Here is a 13,250-nt window from a genome sequence, read left to right as displayed (position 1 = left end):
ACAGGCTCTTCACAGACTGGAAAATCACTGGAATCCCTGTGGGAGCGGGCTTGCCCGCGAAGCAGGCGGCATGATTCGTATTTTGTATACAGTTATAGAAAACGCACCAATTAATTTCATAAAAACGACATTTCGCCCTGTTCCAGTGCGATTGGTTCTTGGTACATTCCTGAAAAAACCAAAAACAATCCCCTCTTGGTGAGATGTCTACCATGATCGAATCTGTCGACGCCTTCCTGGCCCGCCTGCAACAGCGCGACCCGGCCCAGCCCGAATTCCACCAGGCCGTGGAAGAAGTGCTGCGCAGTCTGTGGCCGTTCCTCGAACAAAACCCTCACTACCTCCAAGCCGGTATCCTCGAACGTATGGTCGAACCCGAGCGCGCGGTGCTGTTCCGCGTGTCGTGGGTCGATGACCAGGGCAAGGTCCAGGTCAACCGCGGCTACCGCATCCAGATGAGCAGCGCCATCGGCCCATACAAGGGCGGCCTGCGTTTCCATCCGTCGGTGAACCTGGGCGTGCTCAAGTTCCTGGCCTTCGAGCAGGTGTTCAAGAACTCCCTGACCTCGCTGCCCATGGGCGGCGGCAAGGGCGGCTCGGACTTCGACCCGAAGGGCAAGAGCGACGCCGAGGTGATGCGTTTCTGCCAGGCGTTCATGAGCGAGCTGTACCGCCACATCGGCGCCGACCTCGATGTGCCGGCCGGTGACATCGGCGTCGGTGCCCGCGAGATTGGCTTCCTGTTTGGCCAGTACAAGCGCCTGGCCAACCAGTTCACCTCGGTGCTGACCGGCAAGGGCATGACCTATGGCGGCAGCCTGATTCGCCCGGAGGCCACCGGCTACGGTTGCGTGTATTTCGCCGAAGAGATGCTCAAGCGCCAGGACCAGCGTATCGACGGCCGTCGCGTGGCCATCTCGGGCTCCGGCAACGTCGCCCAGTACGCCGCGCGCAAGGTCATGGACCTGGGCGGCAAGGTGATTTCGCTGTCCGACTCCGAAGGCACCCTGTTCTGTGAGGCTGGCCTCAACGATACCCAGTGGGAAGCGTTGATGGCATTGAAGAACGTCAAGCGTGGCCGCATCAGCGAGCTGGCCGGGCAATTCGGCCTGGAGTTCCGCCAGGGCCAGACGCCGTGGTCGCTGCCTTGCGACATCGCCCTGCCGTGCGCCACCCAGAACGAATTGAATGCCGAGGATGCCCGGACCTTGCTGCGTAACGGCTGCATCTGCGTCGCCGAAGGCGCCAACATGCCGACCACCCTGGAGGCTGTGGATATCTTCATCGAGGCCGGCATTCTCTATGCGCCGGGCAAGGCGTCCAACGCCGGTGGCGTGGCGGTTTCGGGGCTGGAGATGTCGCAGAACGCCATGCGTCTGCTGTGGACCGCCGGCGAGGTGGACAGCAAGCTGCACAACATCATGCAGTCGATTCACCATGCCTGTGTGCATTACGGCGAAGAGGCCGATGGCCGTATCAATTACGTCAAGGGCGCCAATATTGCCGGTTTCGTCAAGGTTGCCGATGCCATGCTGGCCCAGGGCGTGGTCTAAACATCCGGTCCTGCCTCTTCGCGGGTAAACCCGCTCCCACAGGGATCACCGCTCTCCTGTGGGAGCGGGTTTACCCGCGAAGGGGGCAGCCACTTCTTGCTGCTCACCCTCGATTGCGATCACCTCGATCATCTGATCCCCTGCCGGCCTTCGCCACAGCACTTCATCCCCAGGCCCGGCGCCCAGCAGCGCTCGCCCCAGTGGCGAGCCCCAGTTGATCAAACCCTGCAGCGCGTCGGCCTGGTCCTCGCCCACCAGTTGCACCTGATGCTCCCGGCCATCCTCATCGACAAACCGCACCTGGCTGCCAATCTGCACGTTCTCCGTGGAGCTGGCCGCAGGCACCAACTGCGCGCTCTGCACCCGGGCGCTGAAGTAGCGCAGATCGCGTTCGGTATCGGCCAGCCGTTGCTGGTCGGCGCGCTCACCTTGGCTCTGCAACTCGCTGCGTAGCGCATTGAGCGCAGCCAGCCGTTGCTGTAGCTGGACAAGGCCCGCGGCAGTGACATAGTTGGGCTGGTCGCTGACCCGTCGCTCCACCGGTTGGTCGGCCTGGGCGGCGGCCTGGTCTTCGTTGACGAATGCTCGGCTCATGGCGGGGTCTCCTTGTGCAGGAGACCATGGTGGCAGATACGGGGTTGCAATGGTTGTCCGTTTGCGACGTCAATTGCGCCGGTAGGCACGGGCGGCGTCGCGGTCTTTTTCCTGTTGCCACTGGCGGTCGCGCTCGTCCCAGTAGCGCTCGCGGTATTCGCGCAGGTCCTCGTTGGACTGCATGGCGTGGCACTGGCGAAAACCGTCGTCCCAGCCACTTTCGTACTGACGGTTGTGCAGGTAACGCGGGACGTCCTTGCGAAAGTCGCCGGCCATCAAACCGGCGGCCTGGCGGCCGCTGCTGCAACCGTCCTGGAAACCGTCGGCGTAGGCGGGGGGATAGCCCTGGTTGAGCATCTGTTCATGGGTGCTCTCACACCCCCCCAGCAGCAACGCGACACACAAGCCCAACCCATACCGCCACATAGCCACAAGACCCTCGGAGTGATACCGCGAAGTCTAGGTGGGCAATTGTTGGCGCGATGTCAAAACGCTGTTGAAGGATTGCGCAGGCAATTCGCGTTGTAGGAGTCGGCCTTGCTGGCAAACCGGGCGACGCGGTGCCTGGCACCGGCTGCGCCGGTGATCGCGGCTGAAGCCGCTCCCACAGGGGTAGCGCTGTGCTTGAGAGATGCACAATACCTGTGGGAGCGGGTTTACCCGCGAATCAGGGCCGCATCGCGACCCACGGGCCTCAATACTGATACCACTTCAGCTCCAGCATCACCTCGTTCTGCGCCGTGGCCAGATGACTGAACTGCCGCGATGCGCTCAAGCGCAGCCCCAGGTCCCGGCTGATCTCCCATTGCTGGTTCAGGCTGACACTGCGGCGCACCTCGCCATTGGTGAAGTAGTCGCCCTTGGCCTCCAACGTCAGGTTGCCCAGCGGGTTGCGCCACAGCAGCCCGCCATTGAACCCGGCCGCGGGCGAGATGAACTCGGCGAAGTCGTTGTGATGCTCGACCCGCACCGTGCCGAGGGCAAAGCCCAGCAGGTCGTCGCCCAGTTGCCAGGTGCCGCCGGCACCGCCGTTGACATGGCTGACCAGCACCTCGTCGTCGTGCTTGCCCGGCACCCGCTCCAGGCCGCCGGCCACCTGCCACGACCAGGGCTTGAGCAACGCGTTGCGCGGGGTCAGCGAGCGAATGGTCGCCAGGTCCAGGCGCTGCACCTGCCAGTCGTTGCCTTCGTACTGGCGCAGCTTGAGCTGAAGGATCTCGATCTGCGCGCCAAGGGGGAATCCATACAGGTTGTCATTGAGGTCGTGGTAGGCCATGCGCAGGCCGTACTCGGCGTAGGCGCGGTCCTCGCGGGTGCCCACGCCCAGTTGCCAGGTGCGCGACTGGTGGCCGTCCTCCGGCAGGCCGGGGCGCTCGATCTGCAACGGCGGCGGCGGGTTGCGGTTGATCGCCCTGAGCAGTTCATAGCTGCGCCCGGCTTGGGCCGGGTCGCGTTCCTGGCCGTTGGCCCGGTAGCGCTCCAGGCGGTAGGCGGCGTCCTGCACCAGGGCCTGGCGTTCGCGGGGCAGGGCGGTGAAGGCTGGGTCCTGCAGGTAGGCGGTATCGCTGCTGATGGCCAGCACCTGCTGTTTTTCCCCATGGTCCAGCGGCTCGGCGCGGGCCAGGAGCTCGCGTTCGCGGGACGGTCGGTAGCGCACATCGGCGACCAGGCCGGACTGTTTCACCGCCTTGACCGTGTCGGTGGGGATCGCGGTCAGCGCAAACTGCGAGGTCAGGTCCAGGCTCGGGCGCGCCACCTGCAGCAGCTCCAACAGGCGGTAGGAGCAGTTTTCGTCGAAGAAGAAGTAGTCGAACTTGATCTGCTTGAGTTCCCACACGTGCTCGACCATGCGCCCGGTCTCTTCCGGGGTCAGGTCAAGCTGGTACTCCCACAGGTCGCGGTTTTCCAGGCTGCGGTATTCGGACAGTTTTTCCTGGTAGGGCATCATCGCGAACAGCCCGGGATAGCCGCCCATCAGGCCTTTCCAGGCATAGAGGATGCTGTTGTCGCTGCCTTCGATGTAGGCGCCGAAGTTGATCGCGTAGCTCAGCAGCGTGGTGTCGTTGCGCTGGGTGCTGGACTGGTCGATGCGCAGCAGGGTGTGGCCGAACATCGACGATGGGCTGTTGAGGTAGGCGGCCGGGAATATCAGCGCGGCGCTGTGCGGGTCGATCGACTGGTACCAGGTGGTGAATTCCTGGCAGTCCGGGCGCGGCAGGTCCGTGAGCGCCAGTTGCTCGCGCAGCCAGCGGGTACGCGCCGGGAATACGCATTGTGCATGCTTGTCGCCCAGGCTGGCCGGGGCGTACAGGGCAGCGACCGTGGCTTGCAGTTCCTGGTCGGGATGATGGGCGCCGTCCGCGGCCAGGAAGAAGCGCGGGTCATCGACATAGCTGCGCCAGCCTCCGAGCTTGGCGGTCTCGTAGTGGCCGAGGGCGATCCAGTAGGGCGTGGCCGCCAATTGCTGGACCCGGGCCGGGTCGATCTGCGGTGCGGCATGGAGCGAGGCGCTGAGCAGGAGCGCCAGGGGCGAAAGGCGTTTGAGCATGTCGGGCAACTACATCCTGATGATGCCGGAAGAAAGCGCCGAACCCGCCCCGCAACCGGGGCGGGAGGCGTGCGACTCAAGCCTCGGTGGCGTACTTGGCCAGTTGCGGGTCGGCCTTGAGCACGGCCAGGGTGTTGCTGTGGACAGTCTCGGCAGTCACGTCGGCGCTGCTGAAGATCTGCTGGAAATGCTCGTGGGTGACGGCGGCGAAGTGCGCGCGGTCTTCAGGGGCCACGCCGAGGACCACGGCATAGGTGGTCAGAGCTTCGCCCTGGCCCTGGGCCATGTCTTCGGAGAGCTCGTTCATCATGCCGTTCATGGCGAACCAGGATTTGCCGCCATAGGTGAGCGCGGCCTTGGTCGAGCAGCCGTTGGTGCCCGAGGTCATGCCGAAGGTTGCGTTGCCGGAGGTGCCGTTGGTGGTGGAAGCCAGGAAGTGCGCCGGGGTGCCGCGCTGGCCCTCGAACAGCAGGTTGCCCCAGCCGCAGTTCGGGCCGCCTGGCGACTCGGCCATGGCGTTGATCGAGACAGCGGCGAACAGAGTACCCAGAAGAATCCGTTTCATAGCGTTGTTCTCTTTCTCAAGTGACGTACCAATGGTCAGGGTTCTGGCAACGCGGTTGCCAGGACAGGAGGATTTGCATCCCCCCGCGCAGCTTGGAGTTTAGGCACGATCCAAAGGTTGCGTTGTTTATTGCGAAAAATTGCTTGCGCGAATGCAAGGCTTGGGCTGTGACATAAAGTCTCGCGCAGCCTTGCCGCTACGCGCTGGCAGCGCCAGAATGCCTTTCATCCGCCCCGCCGAAGTAAGGAAACCCAATGCCCGATCCTGTCGCCTCGCGCCTGCGTCTCGCGCCCGAAGCCCTGACCCGGCGTTTCTCCCCCGAGCAGTTCGCTTTCTCCACTACCGACGATCTGGAGCCGTTTCGTGGTGTCCTGGGCCAGGAGCGTGCCGTCGAGGCCCTGCAGTTCGGCGTGGCCATGCCGCGCCCCGGTTACAACGTGTACGTGATGGGCGAGCCCGGCACGGGCCGTTTCTCGTTCGTCAAGCGCTACCTCAAGGCTGAAGGCAAGCGCCAGCAGACCCCGGCCGACTGGCTGTACGTCAACAACTTCGAGGACTCTCGCGAGCCCCGCGCCCTGGAGCTGCCGGCCGGCAGCGCGCACGCCTTCATCAGCGACATGAGCGGCCTGATCGACAACCTGCTGGCAACCTTCCCGGCAGTGTTCGAGCACCCCTCCTACCAGCAGAAGAAAGGCGCCATCGACCGCGCCTTCAACCAGCGCTACGACCGCGCCCTCGATGTGATCGAGCGCGCCTCGCTGGAAAAGGACGTGGCCCTGTACCGCGACAGCAGCAACGTCGCTTTCACCCCCATGGCCGACGGCAAGGCGCTGGACGAGGCCGAGTTCGCCCAGTTGCCCGAAGCGGTGCGCGAGCAGTTCCATGAAGACATCGCCGAGCTCGAGGAGCGTCTCAACGAGGAGCTGTCGAGCCTGCCGCAGTGGAAGCGCGAGTCGAACAACCAGCTGCGCCAGCTCAACGAAGAGACCATCACCCTGGCCCTGCAGCCACTGCTGGCGCCGCTGTCGGAGAAGTACGCGGAAAACGCCGCGGTCTGTGCCTACCTGCAGTCGGTGCAGCTGAACCTGCTGCGAACCGTGGTCGAGCAACTGGTCGAGGACAGCAAGACCGACGCCGTGGCGCGCAAGATGCTCGAGGAGCAGTACGCGCCGAGCCTGGTGGTCGGTCACTGCGCCAACGGCGGCGCGCCGGTGGTGTTCGAGCCGCACCCGACCTACGACAACCTGTTCGGCCGTATCGAATACAGCACCGACCAAGGCGCGCTGTACACCTCCTATCGCCAACTGCGCCCAGGCGCGCTGCATCGCGCCAACGGCGGCTTCCTGATCCTGGAAGCCGAGAAGATGCTCGGCGAACCTTTCGTCTGGGATGCCCTCAAGCGCGCCCTGCAGTCGCGCAAGCTGAAAATGGAATCGCCGCTGGGCGAACTGGGCCGTGTCGCCACCGTCAGCCTGACGCCGCAGATGATCCCGCTCAGCGTCAAGCTGGTCATCATCGGTTCGCGCCAGCTGTACTACGCGCTGCAGGACCATGATTCGGACTTCCAGGAGATGTTCCGGGTGCTGGTCGACTTCGACGAAGACATGCCGATGGTCGATGAGAACCTGGAGCAGTTCGCCCAGTTGCTGCGCACCCGCACCAACGAGGAAGGCATGGCGCCACTGACCAGCGATGCGGTGGCGCGCCTGGCTACCTATAGCGCGCGCCTGGCCGAGAACCAGTCGCGGCTGTCGGCGCGCATCGGCGACCTGTTCCAGCTGGTCAGCGAGGCCGACTTCATTCGCCAGCTGGCCAACGAGGCGATGACCGACGCCGGGCACATCGAGCGCGCGCTCAAGGCCAAGGCCACGCGTACCGGGCGGGTGTCGCAGCGGGTGCTCGACGACATGCTCGCCGGGATCATCCTGATCGACACCGAGGGCGCGGCGATCGGCAAGTGCAACGGCCTGACCGTGCTGGAGGTCGGCGACTCGGCATTCGGCATGCCGGCGCGCATCTCGGCCACCGTCTACCCCGGCGGCAGCGGCATCGTCGACATCGAGCGCGAGGTCAACCTGGGCCAGCCGATCCACTCCAAGGGCGTGATGATCCTCACCGGCTACCTCGGCAGCCGCTATGCCCAGGAATTCCCCCTGGCGATTTCGGCGAGCATCGCCCTGGAGCAGTCCTATGGCTATGTCGACGGCGACAGCGCTTCGCTCGGCGAGGCTTGCACGCTGATTTCGGCCTTGTCGCGCACGCCGCTCAAGCAGTGTTTCGCCATCACCGGCTCGATCAACCAGTTCGGTGAAGTGCAGGCGGTGGGTGGGGTCAACGAGAAGATCGAGGGCTTCTTCCGCCTGTGCGATGCCCGTGGCCTGACCGGCGAGCAAGGGGTGATCATCCCGCGGGCCAACGTCGCCACGCTGATGCTCGATGAGCGCGTGCTGCAGGCGGTGGAAGCCGGGCAGTTCCATGTGTACGCCGTCAGCCAGGCCGACGAAGCCCTGAGCCTGCTGGTAGGCGAGGAGGCCGGTGCGCTGGACGACAAGGGCCAGTTCGCCGAAGGCAGCGTCAACGCCCGGGTGGTAGAGCGCCTGCGTGAGATCGCCGAGATGATCAGCGAGGAGGAGATCAAGGAAGCCGAGAAGGAACGCCTGGAGGAGATGGCGGCCCAGGCCAAGCCGGCTTGAGTCAATAAACCGGCGCTAACGGCCAGGTGCTACCGTTCAGCGCCGGTTTTCTAACTTATGCTGCAGGTCGGCTAGAGTGGAACTTAAGGACGTTGTCAGGGTTCAGGATGGAAACAGCCTGGTGGTTTCGGGCTGAACAAGGCTTTACGGAGGGGACGCCGCCATGCGCAACCTCAGCCTCACTCGCCAGTGCCTGGGCCTGGTGACTCGCATCGAATGCAGCATCCGTCCGCTGGCCGGCGACAATGGCATGTGGACCTTGCTGTTCGCTGCCGGCATGGCCGGCGAACAACCCTCGGCGATCAAGGCCCAGGGCCCGTTCCATGGGCCGATGGTGGCCGAGTCGGTGATGAACGCCATCGTCGACAGCCTCACCCTTCATGGCTACCAGGTCGCGGAAGACCCACAGATCTGGTGCCTGCATCTGCAGGCGCAGTTGCGCCGGATCAACGGCGAACGCTGCCGCAATCTCGGGGACTATCAGTTCCATCCGGAAACCTGAGCGCAGTTCCTCTAGGAGCGGCCTTGTGCCGCGAAAGGGCTGCAAAGCAGCCCCAGCGATTTATGCATCAACACTGAAGTACTGGGGCTGCTGCGCGGCCCTTTCGCGGCACAAGGCCGCTCCTACAGGAAGGCCGTGGTTCGCGTACAGAACCCGCCGCAGGCTTTTGCTGTCACAGGTGGCTGGCTATACTCGCGCTCGCTTTTCCAGTCACTTCACGAGTCTCCCCTGTCCATGGAACGTATCCTCGAAAACGCGATGTATGCCTCGCGCTGGCTGCTCGCCCCGATCTATTTCGGCCTCTCGCTGGGCCTGCTGGCATTGGCCCTGAAGTTCTTCCAGGAAATCATCCATGTCCTGCCCAATGTGTTCACCCTCGCCGAAGCCGACCTGATCCTGGTGATCCTGTCGCTGATCGACATGTCGCTGGTCGGCGGCCTGCTGGTGATGGTGATGATCTCCGGCTACGAGAACTTCGTCTCGCAGCTGGACATCGACGAGAGCAAGGAAAAGCTCAACTGGCTGGGCAAGATGGATTCCTCGTCGCTGAAGATGAAGGTCGCCGCGTCGATCGTCGCCATCTCCTCGATCCACCTGCTGCGGGTGTTCATGGATGCGCAGAACATCTCCACCGACTACCTGATGTGGTACGTGATCATCCACATGACCTTCGTCATCTCGGCGTTCGTCATGGGGTACCTGGACCGCATTACCAAGCACTGATGCCTGCAAGGGCCATTCGCGGGTAAACCCGCCCCCACAGGTTCTCTGCCAACCCTGTGGGAGCGGGTTTACCCGCGAACAAGGCGACGCGCTGCAACTGACGAGCGGTGCCTTGTCTAATCCAAGGTTCTGTACAAAAAATGAGCACTCATGCGTGGTTCCCGCAGCGAGGTGCGCCCATGAACCTGCATCAGCTCAATACCGAGGCCAGGGCTGGCCATGTCGACGAACTCAACCTGATCGCCATCGAAGGCGGAGATTACCTGCTCGAGGCCCGGGTCAAGGGCCGTCCGCACCCCCTGGCCGATACCCGCGGCCAGCGCCTGCGCGTGCACTCGGTCGAAGATGCGCGCCAGCTCCTGCAAGCGCTCCCCTTGTTGTCGATGAACCTGGTGCACTGGTCCGTGCAGGATGAGATGTGCGGCCTGGGCTTGCATCCGGAGGAAGACCTCAAGGTCCCGATTTCCCAGCGTTCGGCCTGGTAGCTGCTTCACGCGGCGCCAGTGTGCTAGGCTGCTCGCCCTTTTCAACAAGGGCGCGGATGCAGTGCGCCCTTATGTGGAGCAAGCCAATGTCCGAACTCAACCTGTCCACCGACGAATCCCGCGTCAGCTACGGCATCGGCCGTCAGCTGGGCGGCCAGCTGCGTGACAACCCGCCACCAGGCGTCAACCTGAACGCCATCGTTGCCGGCCTGACCGACGCCTTCAACGGCGCCGACAGCCGCGTCAGCGAAGAAGACCTCTCGGCCGCCTTCAAGGTGATCCGTGAAGTGATGCAGGCCGAAGCTGCCGCCAAGGCCGAAGCCGCCGCCGCCGCTGGCAAGGAATTCCTCGCCGACAACGCCAAGCGCGAAGGTATCGTCACCCTGGCCTCGGGCCTGCAGTACGAAGTGCTGACCGCAGGCGAGGGCGCCAAGCCGTCCCGCGAAGACAACGTGCGTACCCACTACCACGGCACCCTGATCGACGGCACCGTGTTCGACAGCTCCTACGAGCGCGGCCAGCCTGCCGAATTCCCGGTTGGTGGCGTGATCGCCGGTTGGACCGAGGCCCTGCAGCTGATGAACGCCGGTAGCAAATGGCGTCTGTACGTGCCGAGCGAGCTGGCCTATGGCGCCCAGGGCGTCGGCAGCATCCCGCCGCACAGCGTGCTGGTGTTCGACGTCGAGCTGCTCGACGTTCTGTAATACCGCCGGGGCCGCTTAGCGGCCCATTCGCAGCCACAGGTATCTCATTGCGCTCGATTGCAGCGAGGTTCCTGTGGCAGTGGGCTTGCCCGCGAAGAGGCCAGCGATGCCGGCCTCAATTCCAGTCTGTTCCCCCAGGGCGCAACGCCCGCGCATAGCAGAACAGAAACAGGTTCCTCACCAGCTCCTTGAGCACCCCCGGTTCGCTCGAATTCAACCCCATCAAGTCCAGGTCGCCCTGGTCGCGCAGTTCGTCGAGCGCGTCTTCCTCGAGCACGGCACAGACCTCACCGGTCTCGCGGTGCAGGATGCGCAGGTAAGGATGAGGGCGGTCGAGCCAGGCGTCGATCAGATAGGTCATGGCTATTCTCCTTGGATAACGTTTCCAATGAGAATAATTCTTATTATCAAAATAGCAAGGGACTATTGGAAGAATTCTTCCGAATGGTGCAGGCGATCCTGTTGCAGGATCTGTCAGGGCCGCCCATGGGGCAGCCCCGAAGGGCAGGGCATCAGACCTTGCGTACAAACTCCGACTTCAGCTTCATCGCGCCGATGCCGTCGATCTTGCAGTCGATGTCGTGGTCGCCATCGCACAGGCGGATGTTCTTGACCTTGGTGCCGACCTTGACCACCAGGGACGAGCCCTTGACCTTGAGGTCCTTGATCACGGTGACGGTGTCGCCGTCCTGGAGGATGTTGCCGACCGAATCCTTCTTCACCACGTCATCGCTGGCGGCTTCGGCTTCGCCGTTGGCCGACCACTCGTGGGCGCATTCGGGGCAGATCAGTTGGGTGCCATCCTCATAGGTGTATTCGGAGTTGCATTGGGGGCAGGGTGGCAGAGTGCTCACGGCTTTTCCTTTCAAGTACAGGCGGGTAAAGGCGCACATTGTATAAGGTTTTGCCGAGAAAATGTGCTTTGCCTGTACAAAAGCACTCGCGGGCAAGCCCGCTCCCACAGGTAATCCATGCCGTTCAGGAGCAATGGGATACCTGTGGGAGCGGGTTTACCCGCGAAGAAGGCGACGCGATTGGTTTAGTGCGTGCGTGCTACGGCGAACTCGCTCAGCTCGACCAGGGCATCCCGGTACTCGCTGGCCGGCAGTACTTCGAGGCAGGCGATGGCGCGAGCGACGTAGTCGCGGGCCATCTGCGCGGTGTAGTCCAGGGCGCCGGACGCCTCGACGGCGATACGGATCTGCTCCAGGTCTTCCAGGCCACCCTTCTGGATCGCCTGGCGTACCAGTGCGGCCTGCTCCGCGGTGCCTTCGCGCATGGTGTAGATCAGCGGCAGGGTCGGCTTGCCTTCGGCCAGGTCGTCGCCGACGTTCTTGCCCAAGGTTTCCGAGTCGCCCTTGTAGTCCAGCAGGTCGTCGACCAGCTGGAAGGCCACGCCCAGGTGGTCACCGAAGGTGCGCAGGGCCTCGCGTTGTTCGTCGCTGGCCTGGGCGAGCGCGGCAGCGCTGTGGGTCGAGGCTTCGAACAGCATCGCGGTCTTGCCGCGGATGACGTCCATGTACACCTCTTCGGTAGTGCTGGCGTCACGCACCCGCGACAGCTGCAGCACCTCGCCCTCAGCGATCACCCGGGTGGCCTTGGAGAGAATCTGCATGACCGGCATCGAGCCCAGCTCGACCATCATCTCGAACGAGCGCGAGTAGAGGAAGTCGCCCACCAGCACGCTCGGCGCGTTGCCCCACAGGGCGTTGGCGGTGGAGCGGCCACGGCGCATGCCGGACATGTCGACCACGTCGTCATGCAGCAAGGTGGCGGTGTGCAGGAATTCGATGGTCGCCGCCAGCAGGCGCAGGTCGTCGCCTTCGCGACCCAGGGCCTTGCCGCACAGCAGCACCAGCAGCGGGCGCAGGCGTTTGCCGCCGGCGGACGTGATATAGTCGCCGATCTTCGATACCAGCGGCACGCGCGAGGTCAGCTGCTTCTTGATGATCTCGTCGACGGCGCTGAAATCGTCAGCTACCGCGCGGTAGAAAGATTGGGGTTGCATCGGCTGCTCCATTGAGGTTGCGCGGCATGCTAGGTCGCAGGTACCGGTGTGTCAAGGCGCGTGGGCCGTGGCCCGGGGCCGGCACTTGCAAGCATTTCTAGGGTTGCGTACAATCGCGCACCCTAACTTTCCTGGGCAGCACCTGCCTTACGCAATTGCACCGGGCCGTTCCAGCCTTGTGCAGCCATGCCAGCCAATACTCATCATATAAAGCGCTGGGTGAGCAGGATTATCGGAGATTCAAAATGTCTTACGCAGTAATCGTTACCGGCGGCAAGCAGTACAAAGTCGCTGAAGGTGAATTCCTCAAGATCGAAAAGCTGGAAGTCGCCACTGGCGAATCCGTGACCTTCGATCGCGTTCTGCTGGTTGCCAACGGTGAAGAAGTCACCATCGGCGCTCCAGTCGTCGCCGGCGCCAAGGTTGTCGCCGAAGTCGTTTCGCAAGGCCGCCACGACAAGGTTCGTATCATCAAGTTCCGTCGTCGTAAGCACCACATGAAGCGCATGGGCCACCGCCAGTGGTTCACCGAGATCAAAATCACCGGTATCCAGGCTTAAGCCTCGGTCCCCTGAATTTATTAGGAGAATTGAACCATGGCTCACAAGAAGGCTGGTGGTAGTACTCGTAACGGTCGCGACTCAGAATCGAAACGCCTTGGCGTGAAGATGTATGGCGGCCAGGTTATCAAGCCGGGCAACATCATCGTCCGTCAGCGCGGTACCGAATTCCACGCTGGCTACGGCGTTGGCATGGGCAAGGATCACACCTTGTTCGCCAAGATCGAAGGCGTGATCAAGTTCGAGAAGAAAGGCGAGTTCATGCGCCGTTACGTGAGCATCGTCGCCGCTTAATCGCGACGTCGCTCCAGAAGC

At 63.3% G+C, this 13,250-nt stretch carries 15 protein-coding genes; 8 read left to right on the top strand and 7 right to left on the bottom strand.

Annotated features, from left to right (window positions below; genetic code table 11):
• The first annotated feature begins 212 nt into the window (after window positions 1-212).
• A complete protein-coding gene (gene gdhA, locus HU772_RS21295; protein ID WP_186661742.1) occupies window positions 213-1,553 on the top strand; it encodes an NADP-specific glutamate dehydrogenase in 1,341 nt (446 codons plus the stop codon).
• Between the two features lie 45 nt (window positions 1,554-1,598).
• Here the strand turns inward: gdhA and HU772_RS21290 are convergent, their stop codons facing one another.
• The 4 genes from HU772_RS21290 to HU772_RS21275 form a co-directional block, all read right to left on the bottom strand.
• Complete coding sequence (locus tag HU772_RS21290; RefSeq protein WP_186661740.1) at window positions 1,599-2,147, bottom strand: GreA/GreB family elongation factor; 549 nt, start codon at window positions 2,145-2,147, stop codon at window positions 1,599-1,601.
• Between the two features lie 69 nt (window positions 2,148-2,216).
• Window positions 2,217-2,573, bottom strand: a complete 357-nt coding sequence (locus HU772_RS21285; protein WP_186661749.1) for a hypothetical protein — start codon at window positions 2,571-2,573, stop codon at window positions 2,217-2,219.
• A gap of 268 nt (window positions 2,574-2,841) precedes the next feature.
• On the bottom strand, window positions 2,842-4,695 hold the full coding sequence (locus tag HU772_RS21280) for an Lnb N-terminal periplasmic domain-containing protein (RefSeq protein ID WP_186661739.1): 1,854 nt from the start codon (window positions 4,693-4,695) through the stop codon (window positions 2,842-2,844).
• Window positions 4,696-4,771: 76 nt separating this feature from the next.
• Window positions 4,772-5,260 carry a DUF3015 domain-containing protein gene (locus HU772_RS21275; RefSeq protein WP_186661738.1) on the bottom strand — a complete coding sequence of 163 codons (489 nt, stop codon included), beginning with the start codon at window positions 5,258-5,260 and terminating at the stop codon, window positions 4,772-4,774.
• A 254-nt stretch (window positions 5,261-5,514) separates the two neighbouring features.
• On the opposite strand from HU772_RS21275, the gene HU772_RS21270 reads away from it, so the two are divergent.
• The 5 genes from HU772_RS21270 to bamJ all read left to right on the top strand — a co-directional run bounded on the left by HU772_RS21270 (window position 5,515) and on the right by bamJ (window position 10,367).
• Window positions 5,515-7,953 (top strand): Lon protease family protein, encoded by a 2,439-nt coding sequence (locus tag HU772_RS21270; protein ID WP_186661737.1) that lies wholly within the window; start codon window positions 5,515-5,517, stop codon window positions 7,951-7,953.
• 163 nt (window positions 7,954-8,116) lie between these two features.
• Window positions 8,117-8,455 carry a PA4575 family protein gene (locus tag HU772_RS21265; protein WP_023631147.1) on the top strand — a complete coding sequence of 113 codons (339 nt, stop codon included), beginning with the start codon at window positions 8,117-8,119 and terminating at the stop codon, window positions 8,453-8,455.
• A 234-nt stretch (window positions 8,456-8,689) separates the two neighbouring features.
• A complete protein-coding gene (locus HU772_RS21260; protein WP_023631146.1) occupies window positions 8,690-9,178 on the top strand; it encodes a TIGR00645 family protein in 489 nt (162 codons plus the stop codon).
• 179 nt (window positions 9,179-9,357) lie between these two features.
• Window positions 9,358-9,663, top strand: a complete 306-nt coding sequence (locus tag HU772_RS21255) for a DUF6482 family protein (protein WP_186661736.1) — start codon at window positions 9,358-9,360, stop codon at window positions 9,661-9,663.
• A gap of 86 nt (window positions 9,664-9,749) precedes the next feature.
• Window positions 9,750-10,367, top strand: a complete 618-nt coding sequence (bamJ, locus tag HU772_RS21250; RefSeq protein WP_186661735.1) for a BamJ family beta-barrel-assembly machinery protein — start codon at window positions 9,750-9,752, stop codon at window positions 10,365-10,367.
• A 115-nt stretch (window positions 10,368-10,482) separates the two neighbouring features.
• On the opposite strand, the gene HU772_RS21245 is transcribed toward bamJ, so the two are convergent.
• From HU772_RS21245 to HU772_RS21235, 3 genes are all read right to left on the bottom strand, one after another.
• Window positions 10,483-10,728, bottom strand: a complete 246-nt coding sequence (locus tag HU772_RS21245; RefSeq protein WP_038707330.1) for a PA4570 family protein — start codon at window positions 10,726-10,728, stop codon at window positions 10,483-10,485.
• A gap of 151 nt (window positions 10,729-10,879) precedes the next feature.
• The gene (locus tag HU772_RS21240) at window positions 10,880-11,221 is read right to left on the bottom strand and encodes a zinc ribbon domain-containing protein YjdM (protein WP_186661734.1); all 342 of its coding nucleotides are present in this window, start codon (window positions 11,219-11,221) and stop codon (window positions 10,880-10,882) included.
• Between the two features lie 185 nt (window positions 11,222-11,406).
• Window positions 11,407-12,375 carry a polyprenyl synthetase family protein gene (locus HU772_RS21235; protein ID WP_186661733.1) on the bottom strand — a complete coding sequence of 323 codons (969 nt, stop codon included), beginning with the start codon at window positions 12,373-12,375 and terminating at the stop codon, window positions 11,407-11,409.
• A 245-nt stretch (window positions 12,376-12,620) separates the two neighbouring features.
• On the opposite strand from HU772_RS21235, the gene rplU reads away from it, so the two are divergent.
• Together rplU and rpmA are read left to right on the top strand one after the other, a co-directional pair.
• Window positions 12,621-12,935, top strand: coding sequence for a 50S ribosomal protein L21 (rplU, locus tag HU772_RS21230; protein WP_003247466.1), 315 nt, complete (start codon window positions 12,621-12,623; stop codon window positions 12,933-12,935).
• Between the two features lie 36 nt (window positions 12,936-12,971).
• Window positions 12,972-13,229: a 50S ribosomal protein L27 gene (rpmA, locus tag HU772_RS21225; protein WP_003247464.1), complete on the top strand. Its 258-nt coding sequence runs from the start codon at window positions 12,972-12,974 to the stop codon at window positions 13,227-13,229.
• Window positions 13,230-13,250: the final 21 nt, after the last annotated feature.

The sequence above is a fragment of the Pseudomonas xantholysinigenes genome (assembly GCF_014268885.2).
GTDB classification, from domain to species: Bacteria; Pseudomonadota; Gammaproteobacteria; order Pseudomonadales; family Pseudomonadaceae; genus Aquipseudomonas; species Aquipseudomonas xantholysinigenes.
This window is presented reverse-complemented; position numbering and strand designations above follow the sequence as displayed.

Coding starts and splice junctions, on each gene's coding strand:
- HU772_RS21290 (WP_186661740.1), bottom strand. CDS start 2,147: ATGAGCCGAGCATTCGTCAACGAAGACCAGGCCGCCGCCCAGGCCGAC.
- rpmA (WP_003247464.1), top strand. CDS start 12,972: ATGGCTCACAAGAAGGCTGGTGGTAGTACTCGTAACGGTCGCGACTCA.
- HU772_RS21285 (WP_186661749.1), bottom strand. CDS start 2,573: ATGTGGCGGTATGGGTTGGGCTTGTGTGTCGCGTTGCTGCTGGGGGGG.
- rplU (WP_003247466.1), top strand. CDS start 12,621: ATGTCTTACGCAGTAATCGTTACCGGCGGCAAGCAGTACAAAGTCGCT.
- HU772_RS21280 (WP_186661739.1), bottom strand. CDS start 4,695: ATGCTCAAACGCCTTTCGCCCCTGGCGCTCCTGCTCAGCGCCTCGCTC.
- HU772_RS21265 (WP_023631147.1), top strand. CDS start 8,117: ATGCGCAACCTCAGCCTCACTCGCCAGTGCCTGGGCCTGGTGACTCGC.
- HU772_RS21245 (WP_038707330.1), bottom strand. CDS start 10,728: ATGACCTATCTGATCGACGCCTGGCTCGACCGCCCTCATCCTTACCTG.
- HU772_RS21260 (WP_023631146.1), top strand. CDS start 8,690: ATGGAACGTATCCTCGAAAACGCGATGTATGCCTCGCGCTGGCTGCTC.
- HU772_RS21270 (WP_186661737.1), top strand. CDS start 5,515: ATGCCCGATCCTGTCGCCTCGCGCCTGCGTCTCGCGCCCGAAGCCCTG.
- gdhA (WP_186661742.1), top strand. CDS start 213: ATGATCGAATCTGTCGACGCCTTCCTGGCCCGCCTGCAACAGCGCGAC.
- HU772_RS21275 (WP_186661738.1), bottom strand. CDS start 5,260: ATGAAACGGATTCTTCTGGGTACTCTGTTCGCCGCTGTCTCGATCAAC.
- HU772_RS21255 (WP_186661736.1), top strand. CDS start 9,358: ATGAACCTGCATCAGCTCAATACCGAGGCCAGGGCTGGCCATGTCGAC.
- bamJ (WP_186661735.1), top strand. CDS start 9,750: ATGTCCGAACTCAACCTGTCCACCGACGAATCCCGCGTCAGCTACGGC.
- HU772_RS21235 (WP_186661733.1), bottom strand. CDS start 12,375: ATGCAACCCCAATCTTTCTACCGCGCGGTAGCTGACGATTTCAGCGCC.